Annotated in this window: 8 protein-coding genes; 7 read left to right on the forward strand and 1 reads right to left on the reverse strand. The window is 47.2% G+C overall.

Features of this window, described 5'->3' with window-relative positions; all coding sequences use genetic code 11:
- Positions 1–4: 4 nt before the first annotated feature.
- Positions 5–1,321: an ATP-dependent RNA helicase RhlB gene (gene rhlB / locus HQQ94_RS21420; protein ID WP_173296318.1), complete on the reverse strand. Its 1,317-nt coding sequence runs from the start codon at positions 1,319–1,321 to the stop codon at positions 5–7.
- Positions 1,322–1,495: 174 nt separating this feature from the next.
- On the opposite strand from rhlB, the gene trxA reads away from it, so the two are divergent.
- From trxA to HQQ94_RS22780, 7 genes are all read left to right on the forward strand, one after another.
- Positions 1,496–1,831, forward strand: coding sequence for a thioredoxin TrxA (trxA, locus tag HQQ94_RS21425; RefSeq protein ID WP_173296319.1), 336 nt, complete (start codon positions 1,496–1,498; stop codon positions 1,829–1,831).
- A gap of 228 nt (positions 1,832–2,059) precedes the next feature.
- Positions 2,060–3,325 (forward strand): transcription termination factor Rho, encoded by a 1,266-nt coding sequence (rho, locus tag HQQ94_RS21430; protein WP_173296320.1) that lies wholly within the window; start codon positions 2,060–2,062, stop codon positions 3,323–3,325.
- 253 nt (positions 3,326–3,578) lie between these two features.
- Positions 3,579–4,460, forward strand: coding sequence for a 50S ribosomal protein L11 methyltransferase (gene prmA, locus HQQ94_RS21435; protein ID WP_173296321.1), 882 nt, complete (start codon positions 3,579–3,581; stop codon positions 4,458–4,460).
- Between the two features lie 148 nt (positions 4,461–4,608).
- A complete protein-coding gene (gene dusB, locus HQQ94_RS21440) occupies positions 4,609–5,577 on the forward strand; it encodes a tRNA dihydrouridine synthase DusB (protein WP_173296762.1) in 969 nt (322 codons plus the stop codon).
- 18 nt (positions 5,578–5,595) lie between these two features.
- A complete protein-coding gene (fis, locus tag HQQ94_RS21445; RefSeq protein ID WP_005496187.1) occupies positions 5,596–5,901 on the forward strand; it encodes a DNA-binding transcriptional regulator Fis in 306 nt (101 codons plus the stop codon).
- A 323-nt stretch (positions 5,902–6,224) separates the two neighbouring features.
- On the forward strand, positions 6,225–14,735 hold the full coding sequence (locus tag HQQ94_RS21450) for a tandem-95 repeat protein (RefSeq protein WP_173296322.1): 8,511 nt from the start codon (positions 6,225–6,227) through the stop codon (positions 14,733–14,735).
- 19 nt (positions 14,736–14,754) lie between these two features.
- A complete protein-coding gene (locus HQQ94_RS22780; RefSeq protein ID WP_309247291.1) occupies positions 14,755–24,048 on the forward strand; it encodes a tandem-95 repeat protein in 9,294 nt (3,097 codons plus the stop codon).
- Positions 24,049–24,115: the final 67 nt, after the last annotated feature.

Below are 24,115 nucleotides of genomic sequence, written 5' to 3' on the forward strand. Positions count from 1 at the left end.
CCATTTAAGAGTGCCTGCGTACTTGATCATGTCGACGTGGTGTACTGTTTCGATTACCACTACGGTTACCACTTTGAGGCCGTGCACCATTACGCCCTTGAGGACGAGGATTGTGTTTTCTATGTACTCGCACCGGAGCAGGAATATCGTCTAGTAACCCTTCACTGTCATAGTTAGACACAGGAATAGAATGGGTAATATATTCCTCAATCGCTGGTAAGTTTAAAGCATACTCTTCGCAAGCAAAACTGACCGAAACACCCTTTTTCCCTGCACGACCTGTCCGGCCGATTCGGTGTACATAGTCTTCACAATCATCAGGTAAATCATAGTTATATACATGTGATACATTTGATATATGCAAACCACGAGCCGCAACATCCGTCGCCACAAGAATGTCTAATTGACCTTCGGTAAACTGTTCAAGGATGCGAATACGCTTCTTTTGAGGAACATCGCCAGTTAATAATCCAACTCTATGCCCATCACCTTCTAACCATGACCAAACATTTTCACAGCTGTGTTTAGTATTGGAAAATACAATCGCTTTTTCCGGCCAATCTTCTTCAATCAAGGTGAGCAGAAGGCGAATTTTCTCATCCATAGACGGGTAGAAAATTTCCTCTTTAATATTTTTAGAGGTCTTTTCATTGGGTGATATAACGACTTTTTCAGGCTCATTCATATGATCATAAGCCAGTTCTTGTACTTTCATCGACAGTGTCGCTGAAAACAGCATATTTAAACGTGATTTAGCATCAGGCATACGCCTAAATAAAAATCGAATATCTTTAATAAAGCCAAGATCGAACATACGATCAGCTTCATCTAAAACAACAGTTTGAATAGCACTTAAATTAATAACACCTTGACGCACATAGTCGATAATACGGCCTGTCGTACCAATAAGAATATCGATGCCTTGATCCAACACTTTACGTTGAGTATCGTAGCTTTCGCCACCGTAGACAATACCCACTTTTAAACCTGTATGTTTCGCGAGTAATCCTGCGTCTTTCGCTATTTGAATTGCCAATTCACGTGTCGGCGCCATAATCATCGCTCTGGGCTGATTTAACTGACGGCCTTCAGGGATAGATGTAGAAAGAAGATGTTCAAAGGTCGCAACAAGAAAAGCAAGTGTTTTGCCCGTTCCTGTCTGTGCTTGACCCGCAATATCTTTTTTCTGTAATAAAATAGGTAAAGATAGGGCTTGAATCGGTGTGCAATATTCAAAACCGCTCTCGTTAAGTGCTGTTTTTATCTCTGTATGTAGAGAAAAGTCGGCAAACTTTTGATTTGATAAATGTGTTTCGCTCATAGCGGCAGCATACCAGTTAGGGGGGCAATAAGAAACTCAATCGTTTGAAATAGCGCCTAATTATAAAAACTAGCATTAAAGGCAAGAAATTGGGCCTTGAAAAGTTATTTCAAAGCCCAATATACAGGTTAAGCCATTAACAAACCAGCAATGGCCACCCAACTGGAGAACATCATGAGCGACAAAATAATACACCTCACTGACGATAGCTTTGAAAATGACGTAATAAAGTCAGCATTACCTGTCGTCGTCGATTTTTGGGCGGAATGGTGCGGGCCCTGCAAAATGATAGCACCGATCCTAGATGACATTGCCGACGAATATGCCGATAAAGTAACAATCGCTAAAATGAATGTTGACGCTAACAGTGTTTCACCTGCTAAATATGGGGTCCGTGGTATACCGACTTTACTCATATTCAAAAATGGTGAACTTGCAAGTACAAAAGTAGGTGCTCTTTCTAAAACTCAGCTTAAAGAGTTTATTGATACGGCCTTAAACACGCTTTAAGCACATTAAATCACCGATTAAATACCCTAAAAGCGCCCTTCGACAACACTTATTCAATAAATGTTGTCGAGTTTAACTAATATACCTAGACGCACAGCGACTATAGTGCTACTTTAATAAGCAGACCTATTTCCAACTAGCTACTTTTCGCTATTCATTCAATATTCATCCTTTTATAATCATTGAATAAAAATAGCATTTATCTCGCATAAAAAAGACCCATCTACGATGAATTTATCAGAATTAAAAGACACCTCAATTTCAGATTTAGTATTGCTCGCACAAGAAATGAATGTTGAAAACCCTGCTCGAGCACGAAAGCAGGATGTTATATTTTCAATACTAAAAGCCCACGCCAAAAGCGGTGAAGATATTTTCGGTGGTGGCGTATTAGAAATTCTACAGGACGGATTTGGCTTTTTACGAAGTGGAGACGCTTCTTACCTAGCCGGTCCTGATGATATTTATGTATCTCCAAGCCAAATCCGTCGTTTCAGTTTACGGACTGGTGATTCTGTTTTTGGTAAAATTAGACCTCCAAAAGAGGGCGAACGTTATTTCGCACTTTTGAAAGTATCCGAAGTCAATTTTGACAAACCAGAAAACTCTCGAACAAAAATTTTATTCGAAAACCTGACGCCTCTACATGCCGAAGAACGCATACGCATGGAACGTGGTAACGGTTCGACTGAAGATATTACTTCACGGATCCTTGACCTATGCTCACCAATTGGTAAAGGTCAACGTGGACTCATTGTTGCGCCACCTAAAGCAGGTAAAACACTGCTTTTACAAAATATGGCTCAAAGCATTACCTACAACAACCCTGATGTGGTGTTAATGGTATTGCTGATTGATGAGCGTCCAGAAGAAGTGACTGAGATGCAACGCATGGTTAAGGGAGAAGTGATTGCTTCAACCTTCGATGAACCAGCGAGCCGACATGTACAAGTTGCTGAAATGGTGATAGAAAAAGCTAAGCGTTTAGTTGAACACAAGAAAGATGTTGTCATCTTACTCGACTCGATCACACGCCTAGCACGTGCTTACAACACTGTCATTCCATCATCAGGTAAAGTACTGACTGGTGGTGTCGATGCCAATGCACTACATCGCCCTAAACGTTTCTTCGGTGCTGCGCGTAATATTGAGCACGGCGGGAGCTTAACCATCATAGCCACAGCATTAGTTGATACCGGCTCTAAGATGGATGAAGTTATCTATGAAGAATTTAAAGGTACCGGTAACCAAGAGTTACATTTATCTCGTAAAGCGGCTGAAAAACGCGTCTTCCCTGCTATTGACTTTAATCGCAGTGGTACACGTCGTGAAGAAAAGCTAACCACAGCAGATGAACTTCAGAAAATGTGGATTTTACGTAAAATCTTACATCCAATGGATGAAGTCACAGGCATGGAATTTCTTATCGATAAATTGGCAATGACCAAGACTAACGATGAGTTTTTCACCGCGATGAAGCGCGCTAAAAGCTAGATAACATTCCTGTTGTAAAAACGATAAAAGCCACACTTGTTGTGGCTTTTTTGCGTCAGAAACGCTTATATTTTAACTTAGTGACACATGCTCAAACTTACCCCATCATAAAAATAATCATCATGTTAAATATGATTTATCAACCTCACCGCATAGTAAACTTCAACATGATGGCTCTATTTCTTATTTGTCTTACTTTTAAATACTGCATGGTATAATACCTATAATTGCAGCATTTACTCGAGACAATCCCATGCCTTGGATCCAATTAAAAATTGATACAGACAATCAACACGCCGATGCACTAAGTGATCTATTAATGGAGGAAGGTTCTCTATCTATTACCTTAGAAGATGGTAAAGATACCCCAATTTATGAACCTACATTAGGCGAAACCCCATTGTGGAACCACACCGTAGTCACCGCACTGTTCGAAGCAGATCGCAACCTAAATTTGGTAGTGGAAGCATTAGCATTACAGCCATACTTAGGCCACAGTTTTAGTTATAAAATTGAGCAAGTCGAAGATAAAGATTGGGAACGAGAATGGATGGATAATTTCCATCCTATTAAGTTTAGTGAGCGTTTATGGATATGCCCTAGCTGGCGTGAGATACCCGATCCTACGGCCGTTAACATTATTCTCGATCCAGGCCTTGCTTTCGGAACAGGGACTCATCCAACAACTGCCTTGTGTCTAGAATGGTTAGATAGCCTTAATTTTGACAATAAGGACGTGATCGATTTTGGTTGTGGCTCGGGTATTTTAGCGGTTGCAGCTTTAAAGCTGGGTGCAACAAAAGTGACAGGTATCGATATCGATTATCAGGCTATTGACGCTTCTAAAGCAAATGCACAGCGTAATGGCGTAGAAGAGCAGCTCACATTATATCTTGCCGAAGATCAACCTAAAGAGCTTAAAGCAGATATATTAGTTGCCAACATATTAGCTGGTCCACTTAAAGATCTCGCGCCACTTATTGCAGAGAAAGTAAAATCAGGAGGCCAACTTGCGCTATCAGGCTTACTGCAAGAGCAAGCATTGGAAGTCTCTGACTTTTATAATCAATGGTTCGATATGGACGAACCAGCTCACAAAGAAGAATGGAGTCGCTTGACAGGAATACGTAAATAGCGCTAGAGAAAACGCTCCTTTACTACCGATGACTTCTCCCCTTGTAAAAGTCAAGAAAAAAAGTTTCGCTCAGGTTATTTATTGACCTTTTCACTGACTCAAAAAAGGCGTACTATGACGCCCCTTTGAAGAGCAAGGTATGTCAGATATGCAAATTGGACCCTATCACCTGAAAAATCAGCTGATCGTGGCACCAATGGCAGGTGTCACAGACCAAGCTTTTAGAAATCTTTGTCTTCGATATGGTGCTGCTATGGCAGTATCAGAAATGCTTTCATCCAATCCTGATGTTTGGGATACAGATAAAAGCCGCCAGCGTATGCTTCATGCTGGTGAAGATGGAATTCGATCAGTACAAATTGCAGGTGCCGATCCTGAATTGATGGCTAATGCGGCTGTTGTCAACGTACAACAAGGCGCACAAGTCATTGATATTAATATGGGCTGCCCTGCAAAAAAAGTGAATCGAAAGCTAGCAGGCTCAGCGTTACTGCAAGACCCTGTGCTCGTAAAATGCATTTTACAGGCCGTTGTTGCCGCAGTCGATGTACCTGTAACACTGAAAATTAGAACTGGCTGGGTACCAGAACACAGGAATGGTGTTCAAATCGCCCAGATAGCTGAAGATTGTGGTATTGCCGCCTTAGCCGTACACGGCCGAACAAGGCAATGCATGTATAAAGGTAATGCTGAATACGACACGATTAAGGCGATTAAAAAGAATATTTCGATCCCTGTTATTGCTAACGGAGATATCACCACCCCAGAGAAAGCACAATTTGTGCTCGAACACACGGGTGTTGATGCTCTAATGATAGGTCGAGGCGCCCAAGGAAGGCCTTGGATTTTCCGAGAAATACAACATTATCTGGCAACAGGTAGCACACTAGCGCCTGTTGAGGTGAATGAAAAGCGTCAAGTGATGCTGGAACACCTTAACAACTTATACTCGCTTTATGGTAATTATAAGGGGATACGTTTCGCTAGGAAGCATGTTGGATGGTATTTGGACCAAGATGAACAGCGTCCATTTCGCGCCGAGTTCAATCGGCTGGAAACGGTTGAAGAACAGGGTTCCATGGTGGAACGCTATTTTGACAAAATTGCACAGAATTAATTAAAGAGCAGAATACGAATGTTTGATCAGACTACTAACACAGAAACTCATCAGCTTACAGTTGGCAAAATTGAAACCGCTAACGGTACTATCAAGCCTCAGTTATTACGTGACGCAGTAAAGCGTGCAGTAACTAACTTTTTCGCTCAGATGGATGGCCAAGAAGCTGAAGAAGTGTATGAAATGGTATTAAGCGAAGTTGAAGCACCTCTACTCGATATCATTATGCAGCACACTCGTGGTAACCAGACTCGCGCAGCAAACATGCTAGGTATCAACCGCGGTACTCTGCGTAAGAAATTGAAAAAGTACGGCATGAACTAAGACTTACCTCTTAGTTTGTTGTATTAAAACGGGCTTTTCAGTAATGGAAAGCCCGTTTTGTTACACACATTACTTCACTTTCCGGATGTTAACTCTTTATACTTCATTTCACATTTTCAACTCCCAAACCTTATCAGCTAATTCTGCTTTACTGACATATATTTTTATCGTCAATCAGTCACAATCAAAAAACAAACACTTCAGCAATAAGTTGGTTGATAACACAAGCCTATAGGGCTAACATTTGACTAACTTAAGTCACATGCAAATATCTTTTTTTACAAAGTGGATATTGTTAACACTCATTAACTTGGAGTTTTCGAATGGAGTCAATCGTCACAGCGCAAAGTGGACTGGTTACACTTGTTAAAGGCAAGATAACCATGACATTGGATGGGGTAACCAAACCGATCTCTTCAGGTACACAACTGCCAACTGCAACAACATTAGTTATTGAAGACGGCGCTCAAATAGAAATATTATATGCCGATGATTCGACATATTCTAACATCACCTCTGAAACGCTGTTAGATCAGGATGTTCTCGATGAAATTGAAACTCTTCAGACGCTCATCGCATCAGGAGAAGATCCAACTCTGGACCTACCAGATACAGCCGCAGGCCAAGTCAATGGTAATCAAGGTAGTTCAAATATTATATCGATCACTCGCAGTGCTAATGAAACTCTCGCAAACGCTGGCTTTAACACAGATGGCGCTCAGCAAACCGAATTCTCACTCCAAAGTACAAACAGTGCAATTCTAGCTGACAACCCATCAATACCTACAAATGATATTGATACCATTAATGAAGATACGGTAGCCACCGGAAATGTGTTAACCAACGACAGTGATATCGATAGTGATTTAAGCATATTGAGCTTTAGCGTTAATAACACAATAATCAGTGCAGGCAATACAGCCCAGATAGAAAGTGGCTCATTAATCATTAATGCCGATGGTTCTTACATATTCACTCCTAATAACAACTGGAATGGCCCACTCCCATTAATCACCTACACCACCAATACTGGTGCAAGCGCCACACTAACAATTAATATTATCCCCGTTGATGATCCCAGCATTCTGGTTAATGACACTAACATCACCAATGAAGGCACCGTCGCCAGCGGCAATGTTCTTGACAATGACGACGATGTCGATAACGAACTCACTGTTTTTAGCTTTGAAATTGAGGGATCTAACTACGATGCTGGCACCGAAGTGACACTCGACGCAGGCATATTGATCATTAACCAAGATGGCCAGTACACGTTCACACCCGAAACTAACTGGAATGGCCAACTCCCGATTGTCACTTACACCACCAATACTGGGGTAAGTGCAACACTGACACTTGACGTTAACCCCATCAACGATGACTTTACTGACAATGACGAAGTGCGCAGCATCGATGAAGACAGCGGCACCACTTTGGGCAACGTCATTGATGGCAGCAGTGTCGATGGGCCATTAACCGTGCAGAGTTTTACCATTGCTGGAGAAACGGGACCTTTCACCCTCGGTGAAAACATCAATATTACCAATGTCGGCAGCTTCAGCTTGTCAGCAAGTGGGGCGTACAACTTCACCCCTGCGGCCAATTACAACGGCGCAGTGCCTGTGATAACCTACACCCTGACTGACGGCAGCGGCACGGTGGACACATCCACTCTCACCATCACCGTCAACCCCATCAACGATGACTTCACTGACAACGATGAAGTGCGCAGCATCGATGAAGACAGCGACGTGACCACTGGCAATGTTATTGATGGCAGCAGCGTCGATGGACCATTAACCGTCCAGAGTTTTACCATTGCTGGAGAAACGGGACCTTTCACCCTCGGTGAAAACATCAATATTACCAATGTCGGCAGCTTCAGCTTGTCAGCAAATGGGGCGTACAGCTTCACCCCAGCGACCAATTACAACGGCGCTGTACCGGTGATCACCTACATCTTGACCGATGGCTCTGGCGACACCAACACTTCCACACTCACCATTGACGTTAATCCAATGGATGATGACTTCACTGACAACGATGAAGTGCGCAGCATCGATGAAGACAGCGGCGTGAGCACTGGCAACGTCATTGATGGCAGCAGTGTCGATGGACCGTTAACCGTGCAGAGTTTCACCATTGCTGGAGAAACGGGACCTTTCACCCTCGGTGAAAACATCAACATTACTAATGTCGGCAGCTTCAGCTTGTCAGCAAGTGGGGCGTACAACTTCACCCCAGCGGCCAATTACAACGGCGCTGTACCTGTGATCACCTACACCCTGACTGACGGTAGTGGCCCAGTGGACACATCCACTCTCACCATCACTGTCAACCCCATCAATGATGACTTCACCGACAATGACGAACTGCGCAGTATCGATGAAGACAGCGGCGTAACCACTGGCAACGTCATTGATGGCAGCAGTGTCGATGGACCATTAACCGTGCAGAGTTTCACCATTGCTGGAGAAACGGGACCTTTCACCCTCGGTGAAAACATCAACATTACCAATGTCGGCAGCTTCAGCTTGTCAGCAAGTGGGGCGTACAGCTTCACCCCAGCGACCAATTACAACGGCGCCTTGCCGGTGATCACTTACATCTTGACCGATGGCTCTGGCGACACCAACACTTCCACTCTTACCATTGACGTCAACCCCATCAATGATGACTTCACCGACAATGATGAAGTGCGCAGCATCGATGAAGACAGCGGCGTGACCACTGGCAACGTCATTGATGGCAGCAGTGTCGATGGACCATTAACCGTCCAGAGTTTTATCATTGCTGGAGAAACGGGACCTTTCACCCTCGGTGAAAACATCAACATTACCAATGTCGGCAGCTTCAGCTTGTCAGCAAGTGGGGCGTACAGCTTCACCCCAGCGACCAATTACAACGGCGCCTTGCCGGTGATCACTTACATCTTGACCGATGGCTCTGGCGACACCAACACTTCCACTCTTACCATTGACGTCAACCCCATCAATGATGACTTCACCGACAATGATGAAGTGCGCAGCATCGATGAAGACAGCGGCGTGACCACTGGCAACGTCATTGATGGCAGCAGTGTCGATGGACCATTAACCGTCCAGAGTTTTATCATTGCTGGAGAAACGGGACCTTTCACCCTCGGTGAAAACATCAATATTACCAATGTCGGCAGCTTCAGCTTGTCAGCAAGTGGGGCGTACAACTTCACCCCTGCGGCCAATTACAACGGCGCAGTGCCTGTGATAACCTACACCCTGACTGACGGCAGCGGCACGGTGGACACATCCACGCTCACCATCACCGTCAACCCCATCAACGATGACTTCACTGACAACGATGAAGTGCGCAGCATCGATGAAGACAGCGACGTGACCACTGGCAATGTTATTGATGGCAGCAGCGTCGATGGACCATTAACCGTCCAGAGTTTTACCATTGCTGGAGAAACGGGACCTTTCACCCTCGGTGAAAACATCAATATTACCAATGTCGGCAGCTTCAGCTTGTCAGCAAATGGGGCGTACAGCTTCACCCCAGCGACCAATTACAACGGCGCTGTACCGGTGATCACCTACACCCTGACTGACGGTAGTGGCCCAGTGGACACATCTACTGTCACCATCACTGTCAACCCCATCAACGATGACTTCACCGACAATGACGAAGTGCGCAGCATCGATGAAGACAGCGGCGTGACCACTGGTAACGTCATTGATGGCAGCAGTGTCGATGGACCGTTAACCGTGCAGAGTTTCACCATTGCTGGAGAAACGGGACCTTTCACCCTCGGTGAAAACATCAACATTACCAATGTCGGCAGCTTCAGCTTGTCAGCAAATGGGGTGTACAGTTTCACCCCAGCGACCAATTACAACGGCGCTGTGCCGGTGATCACCTACATCTTGACCGATGGCTCTGGCGACACCAACACTTCCACACTCACCATTGACGTTAATCCAATGGATGATGACTTCACTGACAACGATGAAGTGCGCAGCATCGATGAAGACAGCGGCGTGAGCACTGGCAACGTCATTGATGGCAGCAGTGTCGATGGACCGTTAACCGTGCAGAGTTTCACCATTGCTGGAGAAACGGGACCTTTCACCCTCGGTGAAAACATCAACATTACTAATGTCGGCAGCTTCAGCTTGTCAGCAAGTGGGGCGTACAACTTCACCCCAGCGGCCAATTACAACGGCGCTGTACCTGTGATCACCTACACCCTGACTGACGGTAGTGGCCCAGTGGACACATCCACTCTCACCATCACTGTCAACCCCATCAATGATGACTTCACCGACAATGACGAACTGCGCAGTATCGATGAAGACAGCGGCGTAACCACTGGCAACGTCATTGATGGCAGCAGTGTCGATGGACCGTTAACCGTGCAGAGTTTCACCATTGCTGGAGAAACGGGACCTTTCACCCTCGGTGAAAACATCAACATTACCAATGTCGGCAGCTTCAGCTTGTCAGCAAGTGGGGCGTACAGCTTCACCCCAGCGACCAATTACAACGGCGCCTTGCCGGTGATCACTTACATCTTGACCGATGGCTCTGGCGACACCAACACTTCCACTCTTACCATTGACGTCAACCCCATCAATGATGACTTCACCGACAATGATGAAGTGCGCAGCATCGATGAAGACAGCGGCGTGACCACTGGCAACGTCATTGATGGCAGCAGTGTCGATGGACCATTAACCGTCCAGAGTTTTATCATTGCTGGAGAAACGGGACCTTTCACCCTCGGTGAAAACATCAACATTGCCAATATAGGCAACTTCAGCTTGTCAGCAAATGGGGCGTACAGCTTCACCCCAGCGACCAATTACAACGGCGCAGTGCCGGTGATAACCTACACCCTGACTGACGGCAGCGGCACGGTGGACACATCCACGCTCACTATTGACGTTAATCCAGTGGATGATAGCTTCACTGACAATGATGAAATCATCAGTGTGAATGAAGACAGTAACGCGATCGGTGGTAATGTCATTGATGGCAGCAGCGTCGATGGACCATTAACCGTGCAGAGTTTCACCATTACTGGAGAAGCTGGTCCCTTTAATCTGGGCCAAGCCATTAATATTACTGATATCGGCAGCTTCAGCTTGTCAGCAAATGGGGCGTACAGCTTCACCCCTGCGGCCAACTACAACGGCCCTGTGCCTGTGATAACTTACATCTTAACCGATGGCTCTGGCGACACCAACGCATCCACTCTCACCATTTCGGTAAGCCCAATGGATGATGACTTCACTGACAACGATGAAGTGAGCAGCATCGATGAAGACAGCGGCGTGAGCACTGGCAATGTCATTGATGGCAGCAGTGTCGATGGACCATTAACCGTGCAGAGTTTTACCATTGCTGGAGAAACGGGACCTTTCACCCTCGGTGAAAACATCAACATTACCAATGTCGGCAGCTTCAGTTTGTCAGCGAATGGGGTGTACAACTTCACCCCAGCGGCCAACTACAACGGCCCTGTGCCTGTGATCACCTACATCTTGACCGACGGCTCTGGCGACACCAACACTTCCACTCTCACCATTGACGTTAATCCAGTGGATGATAGCTTCACTGACAATGATGAAGTGCGCAGCATCGATGAAGACAGCGGCGTGACCACTGGCAACGTCATTGATGGCAGCAGTGTCGATGGACCATTAACCGTGCAGAGTTTCACCATTGCTGGAGAAGCTGGACCCTTTAATCTTGGCCAAGCGATTAATATTACTGATATCGGCAGCTTCAGCTTGTCAGCAAATGGGGCGTACAACTTCACACCTGCGGCCAACTACAACGGCGCTGTACCTGTGATCACCTACATCTTGACCGACGGCTCTGGCGACACCAACACTTCCACTCTCACCATTGACGTTAATCCAGTGGATGATAGCTTCACTGACAATGATGAAGTGCGCAGCATCGATGAAGACAGCGGCGTGACCACTGGCAACGTCATTGATGGCAGCAGCGTTGATGGACCGTTAACCGTGCAGAGTTTTACCATTGCTGGAGAAACGGGACCTTTCACCCTCGGTGAAAACATCAACATTACCAATGTCGGCAGCTTCAGCTTGTCAGCAAATGGGGCGTACAGCTTCACCCCTGCGACCAACTACAACGGCCCTGTGCCTGTGATCACCTACGTCTTAACCGATGGCTCTGGCGACACCAACACATCCACTCTCACCATCACTGTCAACCCCATCAACGATGACTTCACCGACAATGATGAAGTGCGCAGTATCGATGAAGACAGCGGCGTAACCACTGGCAACGTCATTGATGGCAGCAGCGTCGATGGACCATTAACCGTCCAGAGTTTTACCATTGCTGGAGAAACGGGACCTTTCACTCTCGGTGAAAACATCAACATTACTAATGTCGGCAGCTTCAGCTTGTCAGCAAGTGGGGCGTACAACTTCACCCCAGCGACCAATTACAACGGCCCTGTACCGGTGATCACCTACACCCTGACTGACGGTAGTGGCCCAGTGGACACATCCACTCTCACCATCACTGTCAACCCCATCAATGATGACTTCACCGACAATGACGAAGTGCGCAGTATCGATGAAGACAGCGGCGTAACCACTGGCAACGTCATTGATGGCAGCAGCGTCGATGGACCGTTAACCGTGCAGAGTTTCACCATTGCTGGAGAAACGGGACCTTTCACCCTCGGTGAAAACATCAACATTACTAATGTCGGCAGCTTCAGCTTGTCAGCAAGTGGGGCGTACAACTTCACCCCAGCGACCAACTACAACGGCCCTGTGCCTGTGATCACCTACGTCTTGACCGATGGCTCTGGCGACACCAACACATCCACCCTCACCATTTCGGTAAGCCCAATGGATGATGACTTCACTGACAACGATGAAGTGCGCAGCATCGATGAAGACAGCGGCGTGAGCACTGGTAACGTCATTGATGGCAGCAGCGTCGATGGACCGTTAACCGTGCAGAGTTTTACCATTGCTGGAGAAACGGGACCTTTCACCCTCGGTGAAAACATCAACATTACCAATGTCGGCAGCTTCAGCTTGTCAGCAAGTGGGGCGTACAACTTCACCCCAGCGGCCAATTACAACGGCGCAATGCCGGTGATCACTTACACCCTGACTGACGGTAGTGGCCCAGTGGACACATCCACTCTCACCATCACCGTCAACCCCATCAATGATGACTTCACCGACAATGATGAAGTGCGCAGCATCGATGAAGACAGCGGCGTGACCACTGGCAACGTCATTGATGGCAGCAGTGTCGATGGACCATTAACCGTCCAGAGTTTTATCATTGCTGGAGAAACGGGACCTTTCACCCTCGGTGAAAACATCAACATTGCCAATATAGGCAACTTCAGCTTGTCAGCAAATGGGGCGTACAGCTTCACCCCAGCGACCAATTACAACGGCGCAGTGCCGGTGATAACCTACACCCTGACTGACGGCAGCGGCACGGTGGACACATCCACGCTCACTATTGACGTTAATCCAGTGGATGATAGCTTCACTGACAATGATGAAATCATCAGTGTGAATGAAGACAGTAACGCGATCGGTGGTAATGTCATTGATGGCAGCAGCGTCGATGGACCATTAACCGTGCAGAGTTTCACCATTACTGGAGAAGCTGGTCCCTTTAATCTGGGCCAAGCCATTAATATTACTGATATCGGCAGCTTCAGCTTGTCAGCAAATGGGGCGTACAGCTTCACCCCTGCGGCCAACTACAACGGCCCTGTGCCTGTGATAACTTACATCTTAACCGATGGCTCTGGCGACACCAACGCATCCACTCTCACCATTTCGGTAAGCCCAATGGATGATGACTTCACTGACAACGATGAAGTGAGCAGCATCGATGAAGACAGCGGCGTGAGCACTGGCAATGTCATTGATGGCAGCAGTGTCGATGGACCATTAACCGTGCAGAGTTTTACCATTGCTGGAGAAACGGGACCTTTCACCCTCGGTGAAAACATCAACATTACCAATGTCGGCAGCTTCAGTTTGTCAGCGAATGGGGTGTACAACTTCACCCCAGCGGCCAACTACAACGGCCCTGTGCCTGTGATCACCTACATCTTGACCGACGGCTCTGGCGACACCAACACTTCCACTCTCACCATTGACGTTAATCCAGTGGATGATAGCTTCACTGACAATGATGAAGTGCGCAGCATCGATGAAGACAGCGGCGTGACCACTGGCAACGTCATTGATGGCAGCAGTGTCGATGGACCATTAACCGTGCAGAGTTTCACCATTGCTGGAGAAGCTGGACCCTTTAATCTTGGCCAAGCGATTAATATTACTGATATCGGCAGCTTCAGCTTGTCAGCAAATGGGGCGTACAACTTCACACCTGCGGCCAACTACAACGGCGCTGTACCTGTGATCACCTACATCTTGACCGACGGCTCTGGCGACACCAACACTTCCACTCTCACCATTGACGTTAATCCAGTGGATGATAGCTTCACTGACAATGATGAAGTGCGCAGCATCGATGAAGACAGCGGCGTGACCACTGGCAACGTCATTGATGGCAGCAGCGTTGATGGACCGTTAACCGTGCAGAGTTTTACCATTGCTGGAGAAACGGGACCTTTCACCCTCGGTGAAAACATCAACATTACCAATGTCGGCAGCTTCAGCTTGTCAGCAAATGGGGCGTACAGCTTCACCCCCTGCGACCAACTACAACGGCCCTGTGCCTGTGATCACCTACGTCTTAACCGATGGCTCTGGCGACACCAACACATCCACTCTCACCATCACTGTCAACCCCATCAACGATGACTTCACCGACAATGATGAAGTGCGCAGTATCGATGAAGACAGCGGCGTAACCACTGGCAACGTCATTGATGGCAGCAGCGTCGATGGACCATTAACCGTCCAGAGTTTTACCATTGCTGGAGAAACGGGACCTTTCACTCTCGGTGAAAACATCAACATTACTAATGTCGGCAGCTTCAGCTTGTCAGCAAGTGGGGCGTACAACTTCACCCCAGCGACCAATTACAACGGCCCTGTACCGGTGATCACCTACACCCTGACTGACGGTAGTGGCCCAGTGGACACATCCACTCTCACCATCACTGTCAACCCCATCAATGATGACTTCACCGACAATGACGAAGTGCGCAGTATCGATGAAGACAGCGGCGTAACCACTGGCAACGTCATTGATGGCAGCAGCGTCGATGGACCGTTAACCGTGCAGAGTTTCACCATTGCTGGAGAAACGGGACCTTTCACCCTCGGTGAAAACATCAACATTACTAATGTCGGCAGCTTCAGCTTGTCAGCAAGTGGGGCGTACAACTTCACCCCAGCGACCAACTACAACGGCCCTGTGCCTGTGATCACCTACGTCTTGACCGATGGCTCTGGCGACACCAACACATCCACCCTCACCATTTCGGTAAGCCCAATGGATGATGACTTCACTGACAACGATGAAGTGCGCAGCATCGATGAAGACAGCGGCGTGAGCACTGGTAACGTCATTGATGGCAGCAGCGTCGATGGACCGTTAACCGTGCAGAGTTTTACCATTGCTGGAGAAACGGGACCTTTCACCCTCGGTGAAAACATCAACATTACCAATGTCGGCAGCTTCAGCTTGTCAGCAAGTGGGGCGTACAACTTCACCCCAGCGGCCAATTACAACGGCGCAATGCCGGTGATCACTTACACCCTGACTGACGGTAGTGGCCCAGTGGACACATCCACTCTCACCATCACCGTCAACCCCATCAACGATGACTTCACCGACAATGACGAAGTGCGCAGCATCGATGAAGACAGCGGCGTGACCACTGGCAACGTCATTGATGGCAGCAGTGTCGATGGACCGTTAACCGTGCAGAGTTTCACCATTGCTGGAGAAACGGGACCTTTCACCCTCGGTGAAAACATCAACATTACTAATGTCGGCAGCTTCAGCTTGTCAGCAAATGGGGCGTACAGCTTTACTCCAGCGATCAATTACAACGGCCCTGTGCCGGTGATCACCTACATCTTGACCGATGGCTCTGGCGACACCAACACTTCCACTCTCACCATTGACGTTAATCCAGTGGATGATAGCTTCACCGACAATGACGAAGTGCGCAGTATCGATGAAGACAGCGGCGTGACCACTGGTAACGTCATTGATGGCAGCAGCGTCGATGGACCATTAACCGTGCAGAGTTTCACCATTGCTGGAGAAACGGGACCTTTCACCCTCGGTGAAAACATCAACATTACCGATGTCGGCAGCTTCAGCTTGTCAGCAAATGGGGCATACAGCTTTACTCCAGCGGCCAACTACAACGGCGCTGTACCGGTGATCACCTACACCCTGACTGACGGTAGCGGCCCGGTGGACACATCCACCCTCACCATCACTGTCAACCCCATCAACGATGACTTCACCGACAATGACGAAGTGCGCAGTATCGATGAAGACAGCGGCGTCACCTTAGGTAATGTCATTGATGGCAGCAGTGTCGACGGGCCATTAAACGTCCAGAGTTTCACCATTGCTGGAGAAGCTGGTCCCTTTAATCTGGGCCAAGCCATTAATATTACTGATGTCGGCAGCTTCAGCTTGTCAGCAAATGGGGCGTACAGTTTCACTCCAGCCGCCAACTACAACGGCGCCGTGCCGGTGATCACTTACACCCTGACTGACGGTAGCGGCCCGGTGGACACATCCACTCTCACCATCACTGTCAACCCCATCAACGATGACTTCACCGACAATGATGAAGTGCGCAGTATCGATGAAGACAGCGGCGTAACCACTGGCAACGTCATTGATGGCAGCAGCGTTGATGGACCGTTAACCGTGCAGAGTTTCACTATTGCTGGAGAAGCTGGTCCCTTTAATCTGGGCCAAGCGATTAATATTACTGATGTCGGCAGCTTCAGCTTGTCAGCAAATGGGGCGTACAACTTCACCCCTGCGGCCAATTACAACGGCGCCGTGCCTGTGATCACTTACATCTTGACCGATGGCTCTGGCGACACCAACACTTCCACTCTTAGCATTGACGTTAACCCAGTGGATGATAGCTTCACTGACAATGATGAAGTGCGCAGTATCGATGAAGACAGCGGCATGACCACTGGTAACGTCATTGATGGCAGCAGTGTCGATGGACCATTAACCGTCCAGAGTTTTACCATTGCTGGAGAAACGGGTCCCTTTAATCTGGGCCAAACCATTAATATTACTGATGTCGGCAGCTTCAGCTTGTCAGCAAATGGGGTGTACAACTTCACCCCAGCGACCAACTACAACGGCGCAGTGCCGGTGATCACCTACATCTTGACCGATGGCTCTGGTGACACCAACACATCCACTCTCACCATTTCGGTAAGCCCAATGGATGATGACTTCACTGACAATGATGAAGTGCGCAGCATCGATGAAGACAGCGGCGTGACCACTGGCAACGTCATTGATGGCAGCAGTGTCGATGGACCGTTAACCGTGCAGAGTTTCACCATTGCTGGAGAAACGGGACCTTTCACCCTCGGTGAAAACATCAACATTACCAATGTCGGCAGCTTCAGCTTGTCAGCAAGTGGGGCGTACAACTTCACCCCAGCGACCAACTACAACGGCCCTGTGCCTGTGATCACCTACGTCTTAACCGATGGCTCTGGCGACACCAACACATCCACCCTCACCATTGACGTCAACCCCATCAATGATGACTTCACCGACAATGACGAAGTGCGCAGCATCGATGAAGACAGCGGCGTGACCACTGGCAACGTCATTGATGGAAGCAGTGTCGATGGACCATTGACCGTGCAGAGTTTCACCATTACTGGAGAAGCTGGTCCCTTTAATCTGGGCCAAGCCATTAATATTACCAATGTCGGCAGCTTCAGCTTGTCAGCAAATGGGGCGTACAGCTTCACCCCAGCGACCAATTACAACGGCGCCGTGCCGGTGATCACTTACATCTTGACCGATGGCTCTGGTGACACCAACACATCCACTCTCACCATCACTGTCAACCCCATCAACGATGACTTCACCGACAATGATGAAGTCCGCAGTATCGATGAAGACAGCGGCGTAACCACTGGCAACGTCATTGATGGCAGCAGCGTCGATGGACCGTTAACCGTCCAGAGTTTTACCATTGCTGGAGAAACGGGACCTTTCACTCTCGGTGAAAACATCAACATTACTAATGTCGGCAGCTTCAGCTTGTCAGCAAATGGGGCGTACAGCTTCACCCCAGCGACCAATTACAACGGCGCCGTGCCGGTGATCACTTACACCCTGACTGACGGTAGCGGCCCGGTGGACACATCCACTCTCACCATCACTGTCAACCCCATCAACGATGACTTCACCGACAATGATGAAGTGCGCAGTATCGATGAAGACAGCGGCGTAACCACTGGCAACGTCATTGATGGCAGCAGCGTCGATGGACCGTTAACCGTCCAGAGTTTTACCATTGCTGGAGAAACGGGACCTTTCACCCTCGGTGAAAACATCAACATTACCAATGTCGGCAGCTTCAGCTTGTCAGCAAATGGGGCGTACAGCTTCACCCCTGCGACCAACTACAACGGCCCTGTGCCTGTGATCACCTACGTCTTAACCGATGGCTCTGGCGACACCAACACATCCACTCTCACCATTGACGTTAATCCAGTGGATGATAGCTTCACTGACAATGATGAAGTGCGCAGCATCGATGAAGACAGCGGCGTGACCACTGGCAACGTCATTGATGGCAGCAGTGTCGATGGACCGTTAACCGTGCAGAGTTTCACCATTGCTGGAGAAACGGGACCTTTCACCCTCGGTGAAAACATCAACATTACCAATGTCGGCAGCTTCAGCTTGTCAGCAAGTGGGGCGTACAACTTCACCCCAGCGACCAACTACAACGGCCCTGTGCCTGTGATCACCTACGTCTTAACCGATGGCTCTGGCGACACCAACACATCCACCCTCACCATTGACGTCAACCCCATCAATGATGACTTCACTGACAATGACGAAGTGCGCAGTATCGATGAAGACAGCGGCGTGACCACTGGTAACGTCATTGATGGCAGCAGTGTCGATGGACCATTAACCGTGCAGAGTTTCACCATTGCTGGAGAAGCGGGTCCATTTGTGATAGGCCAAGTCGTTAATATTGCCGATATCGGCAGCTTCAGCTTGTCAGCAAATGGCGCGTACAGTTTCACTCCAGCCGCCAACTACAACGGCGCCGTGCCAGTGATCACTTACATCTTGACCGATGGCTCGGGCGACACCAACACATCCACGCTCACCATTTCGGTAAGTCCAATGGATGATGACTTCACTGACAATGATGAAATCATCAATGTGAATGAAGACAGTAACGCGATCGGTGGTAATGTCATTGATGGCAGCAGCGTCGACGGGCCATTAACCGTCCAGAGTTTCACCATTGCCGGAGAAACGGGACCTTTCACCCTCGGTGAAAACATCAACATTACTAATGTCGGCAGCTTCAGCTTGTCAGCAAGTGGGGCGTACAGCTTTACCCCAGCGGCAAATTACAACGGCGCAGTACCGGTGATCACCTACACCCTGACTGACGGTAGCGGCCCGGTGGACACATCCACTCTCACCATCACTGTCAACCCCATCAACGATGACTTCACCGACAATGATGAAGTGCGTAGCATCGATGAAGACAGCGGCGTGAGCACTGGTAACGTCATTGATGGCAGCAGCGTCGATGGACCGTTAACCGTGCAGAGTTTTACCATTGCTGGAGAAGCTGGTCCCTTTAATCTGGGCCAAGCCATTAATATTACTGATGTCGGCAGCTTCAGCTTGTCAGCAAATGGGGCGTACAACTTCACCCCAGCGGCAAATTACAACGGCGCAGTACCGGTGATCACCTACACCCTGACTGACGGTAGCGGCCCAGTGGACACATCCACTCTCACCATCACCGTCAACCCCATCAACGATGACTTCACTGATAATGACGAAGTGCGCAGCATCGATGAAGACAGCGGCATGACCACTGGCAACGTCATTGATGGCAGCAGTGTCGATGGACCGTTAACCGTGCAGAGTTTCACCATTGCTGGAGAAGCTGGTCCCTTTAATATGGGCCAAGCCATTAATATTACTGATGTCGGCAGCTTCAGCTTGTCAGCAAATGGGGCGTACAGCTTTACCCCAGCGGCAAATTACAACGGCCCTGTGCCAGTGATCACTTACGTCTTAACCGATGGCTCTGGCGACACCAACACTTCCACTCTCACCATTGATGTTAATCCAGCGGATGATAGCTTCACTGACAATGATGAAATCATCAGTGTGAATGAAGACAGTAACGCGATCGGTGGTAATGTTATTGATGGCAGCAGTGTCGATGGACCGTTAACCGTGCAGAGTTTCACCATTGCTGGAGAAAGCGGACCTTTCACCTTCGGTGAAAACATCAACATTGCCAATATAGGCAACTTCAGCTTGTCAGCAAATGGGGCATACAGCTTCACACCAGCGGCCAACTACAACGGCCCTGTGCCTGTGATAACTTACGTCTTAACCGATGGAACAGGGGACACCAACACATCCACTCTCACCATTTCGGTAAGTCCAATGGATGATGACTTCACCGACAATAATGAAGTACGCAGCATCGATGAAGACAGCGGCGTGAACACTGGCAACGTCATTGATGGAAGCAGTACCGATGGACCATTAACCGTGCAGAGTTTCACCATTGCTGGAGAAACGGGTCCCTTTAATCTTGGCCAAGCGATTAATATTACTGATATCGGCAGCTTCAGCTTGTCAGCAAATGGGGCGTACAGTTTCACACCAACGGCCAATTACAACGGCCCAGTACCCGTCATCACCTATGTTCTCACCGATGGTTCAGGTGAAAATGATACTTCAACCTTAACGATTGATGTCACCCCTGTAAACGATATTGTAAATATCACAGCGATCACCAATGTTAGAGTTTCGGAGGAAGGATTAACCAATGGTTTAGCTGATAATGTTGGAAATTCAGATCAAACAGATGCTGTTATATCGAGTGGCATTATTGAAATTTATGATGCTGATGAAGATGCACTGACTGTATCCTTATCAGGTCCTCTTAATATCACATCAGGTGGAAATACTGTTCAATGGTCTTGGGATGATACCAATACATTGACAGGCTATATTGGCAGCGAGGGGGCAAGTTCCTATATTGCCGTCATGACCCTCGCCTTAAGCCCCCCAGCAGAAGGATCTAATGGCGAATGGATTTATAATACCACTCTGCTAGCACCTGTCGATCACCATGATGTATTGTCTGAAGATAACTTAGCTTTAGATTTCGGTATCAAGGTCACTGACGGAAATGGTGAAGTCACTAACGATAGCTTTACTGTAGTAATTGAAGATGACACCTTAGAAATGTCAGATACTGCAGCAGTCGCAGTATCTGACTCAAACATCCCAGATACTTTGGTCGGTAATTTCTCATTCACAACTAATAATGGGGGGCATGATACTCTTGATTTTAACGGCTTCACAGTCATGGCTAATGGCTTTACATCAGCAACTGACTCAACATTAACTTCGGCAATAGTCTATGGTAATAATAGTGGAATTGGAGTCAAGAGTGTGGCTGCGCCCTATCACAATATCGATGCTGAAATTGATTTCCGTAAATTCGCTGATGGTACCGAAGCCTCAGAAGAAATTGTGATAACACTAGACTCTGGTACTCTTGCTTACGGTACCAGCATCCAATTTGCAAGCATGTTTGGTGGCGAGCTAGAAGTTGGAGTGGTTGAGTTTTATCGCGATGGACAGTTGATTACGACACAAAAATTTAGTTCAGATGCTAATGATGGTAACTATGCTGCTGTTTTTGAAACCCTTCAAGGCGGTTTCGATAAAATGATCATAAAAGCGACTGACAACGGTATTGGTAACACTTCAGATAATAGTGATTTAGCCATTAAATCAATCGAATTTTTAGGTCGTGAAGGGCTCGCTATTGCCTACGCAACAGGGAGTACTAACATTCAGTGGGGAGCTGATCAAAAAGGAACATTACAGTTTACTGGCACCGATGAAACTGATTTATTTACAGAAAGTGGCGAGAGTATCACCATATCCCAATCAGGCAATACCTTACTTGGCCAAACAGCGTCAGGTGCACTTGCCTTCAAGGTCGAATTTACACCTGGCACAGGACAATGGGATTTTTATCAATATCAAGTTATGCAAGTTCAGACTGATGGGCAACTCGATTTTAATCTTATTGCCACTGATGGTGATGGTGATAGTGTCATTGGGCATTTTGCTGTTATTCCAGATACTCCAGCTATTCCATTGATAGATTATGATTATAATCAGGGTACTAGTGGCGACAATACGATTGACGGCACCGATAATCATGACCTTGTTATCAGTGATGTGCAAGGTATACAAATTATTGCAGGAGAAGATTACAATGTCGCCTTTATCTTTGATACTTCAGGCAGTATGCAGGACAGTATCAGCGAAGCCAAAAACCAACTAGAAATAGTATTTGAACAATTAGTACAAAGTGTATCTGGCAACCATTCTGGCGTCGTCAACGTTCTATTAACCGACTTTGCGAGTCAGTCTAACGTGAGCGTCTCTGTTAATCTCGCCGATCCCAACGCACTCAACACGCTTAAAAGTGCTATAAACGACATCAGTGATGCCATAGGAGGCACCAATTATGAAGCAGGTTTTGAATCTGCAATAAACTGGTTTAGTGGTGCTCAAATCATTAATAATCAAGGAAAAAATATAACCTACTTCATTACTGATGGAGAACCAAATCGAGCAATCGAAGATAAAGATCCGACAACTTTTGCTGTCGGCTACAATACCAGCGAAAAACAATATATTATTCTTGGAGATTTAATCGGTTCTGACTTCAAAAAAGGAGATACGATTCAAGTTGATGGGGAGGTCATTGTCGACGCTAAAGGTAAAGTCTTCTCTTATGGGACCAATAATGAAATAGGCGAATTTAAGTTTAATAACAATGACTCAGTTAAAAGCTTTTCAGATAAGAAAATAGATGACGACACTCAAGCACTGCATGCTTTTAATCTTTTGGCTTCAATTTCAACTGTCGAGACCATTGGCTTAGGTGATGGTATATCGGCAAGTGACTTAGCACTTTATGATTCAGACGGAAACGTTCGCGCTAAAATTGATGTCGACAAGTTAGCCAGTGTTATCTTGGGTTCTGAAAACCTACTTTTACAAGGTAATGATACGATTGCTGCTGCTATGGGTAATGATATTATCTTCGGCGATCTCGTTAAATTTGATCATATTCCAGGGCAAGGATATGCTGCACTGCAAAAATTTGTTGCATCAGAAACGGGTGAAAACACATCATCTATATCAGTGCAAGATGTTCATGAATTTATCACTACTAACTCAACTCTTTTTGACATATCTCGTACAGACGATGGTAATGATGTAATAGACGGAGGCAAAGGAGATGATGTTATTTTTGCCCAGGGTGGTGAAGACAAGCTTAACGGGGGAAGTGGAGAAGACACATTACTCGGTGGTAGCGGTAACGACATTCTGATTGGTGGAGACGATTCAGATACACTTATAGGTGGCTTAGGTAACGACATATTAACGGGTGGAACATCCAGCGATGATCATCATACTGACACCTTCGTTTGGCAGCAAGGAGATACAGGAACTGACCACATTGTTGACTTCAATATTACCGATGACAAACTCGATTTAAGTGATCTGCTTCATGGCGTCAGCGCTAAAGAACTTGCCGATCACCTCGACTTCAGTTTCGACAATACGACCCACACAACCACTATCGCTGTGAATGCCGATAGCCAAGGAGAAGTTGAACAATATATCACTCTAGACGGAGTAGATTTAAGAGATGCATTCAATGTACAACCAGGTGATGATATTGAAACAACGATCATCCAAGGTCTATTAGGCCATAATGGCGATGGAGCATTAATCATAGACAGTACTGAATCTAATACATCTACTCGATTTGCAAACGCAACTGAGCCAACCCAGCTTCATGAGGAGCTTTCTACTTATTACAATATCCCTTAAATAGATTCAACACATTTTCATTGGAACAGTTAGGGATAGCCTATGTAATAGGCTATCCCTATTTTAG

This window comes from Shewanella sp. VB17 (genome assembly GCF_013248905.1).
Lineage (GTDB): Bacteria > Pseudomonadota > Gammaproteobacteria > Enterobacterales > Shewanellaceae > Shewanella.

Coding starts and splice junctions, on each gene's coding strand:
- fis (WP_005496187.1), top strand. CDS start 5,596: ATGTTTGATCAGACTACTAACACAGAAACTCATCAGCTTACAGTTGGC.
- dusB (WP_173296762.1), top strand. CDS start 4,609: ATGCAAATTGGACCCTATCACCTGAAAAATCAGCTGATCGTGGCACCA.
- HQQ94_RS21450 (WP_173296322.1), top strand. CDS start 6,225: ATGGAGTCAATCGTCACAGCGCAAAGTGGACTGGTTACACTTGTTAAA.
- prmA (WP_173296321.1), top strand. CDS start 3,579: ATGCCTTGGATCCAATTAAAAATTGATACAGACAATCAACACGCCGAT.
- trxA (WP_173296319.1), top strand. CDS start 1,496: ATGAGCGACAAAATAATACACCTCACTGACGATAGCTTTGAAAATGAC.
- rho (WP_173296320.1), top strand. CDS start 2,060: ATGAATTTATCAGAATTAAAAGACACCTCAATTTCAGATTTAGTATTG.
- rhlB (WP_173296318.1), bottom strand. CDS start 1,321: ATGAGCGAAACACATTTATCAAATCAAAAGTTTGCCGACTTTTCTCTA.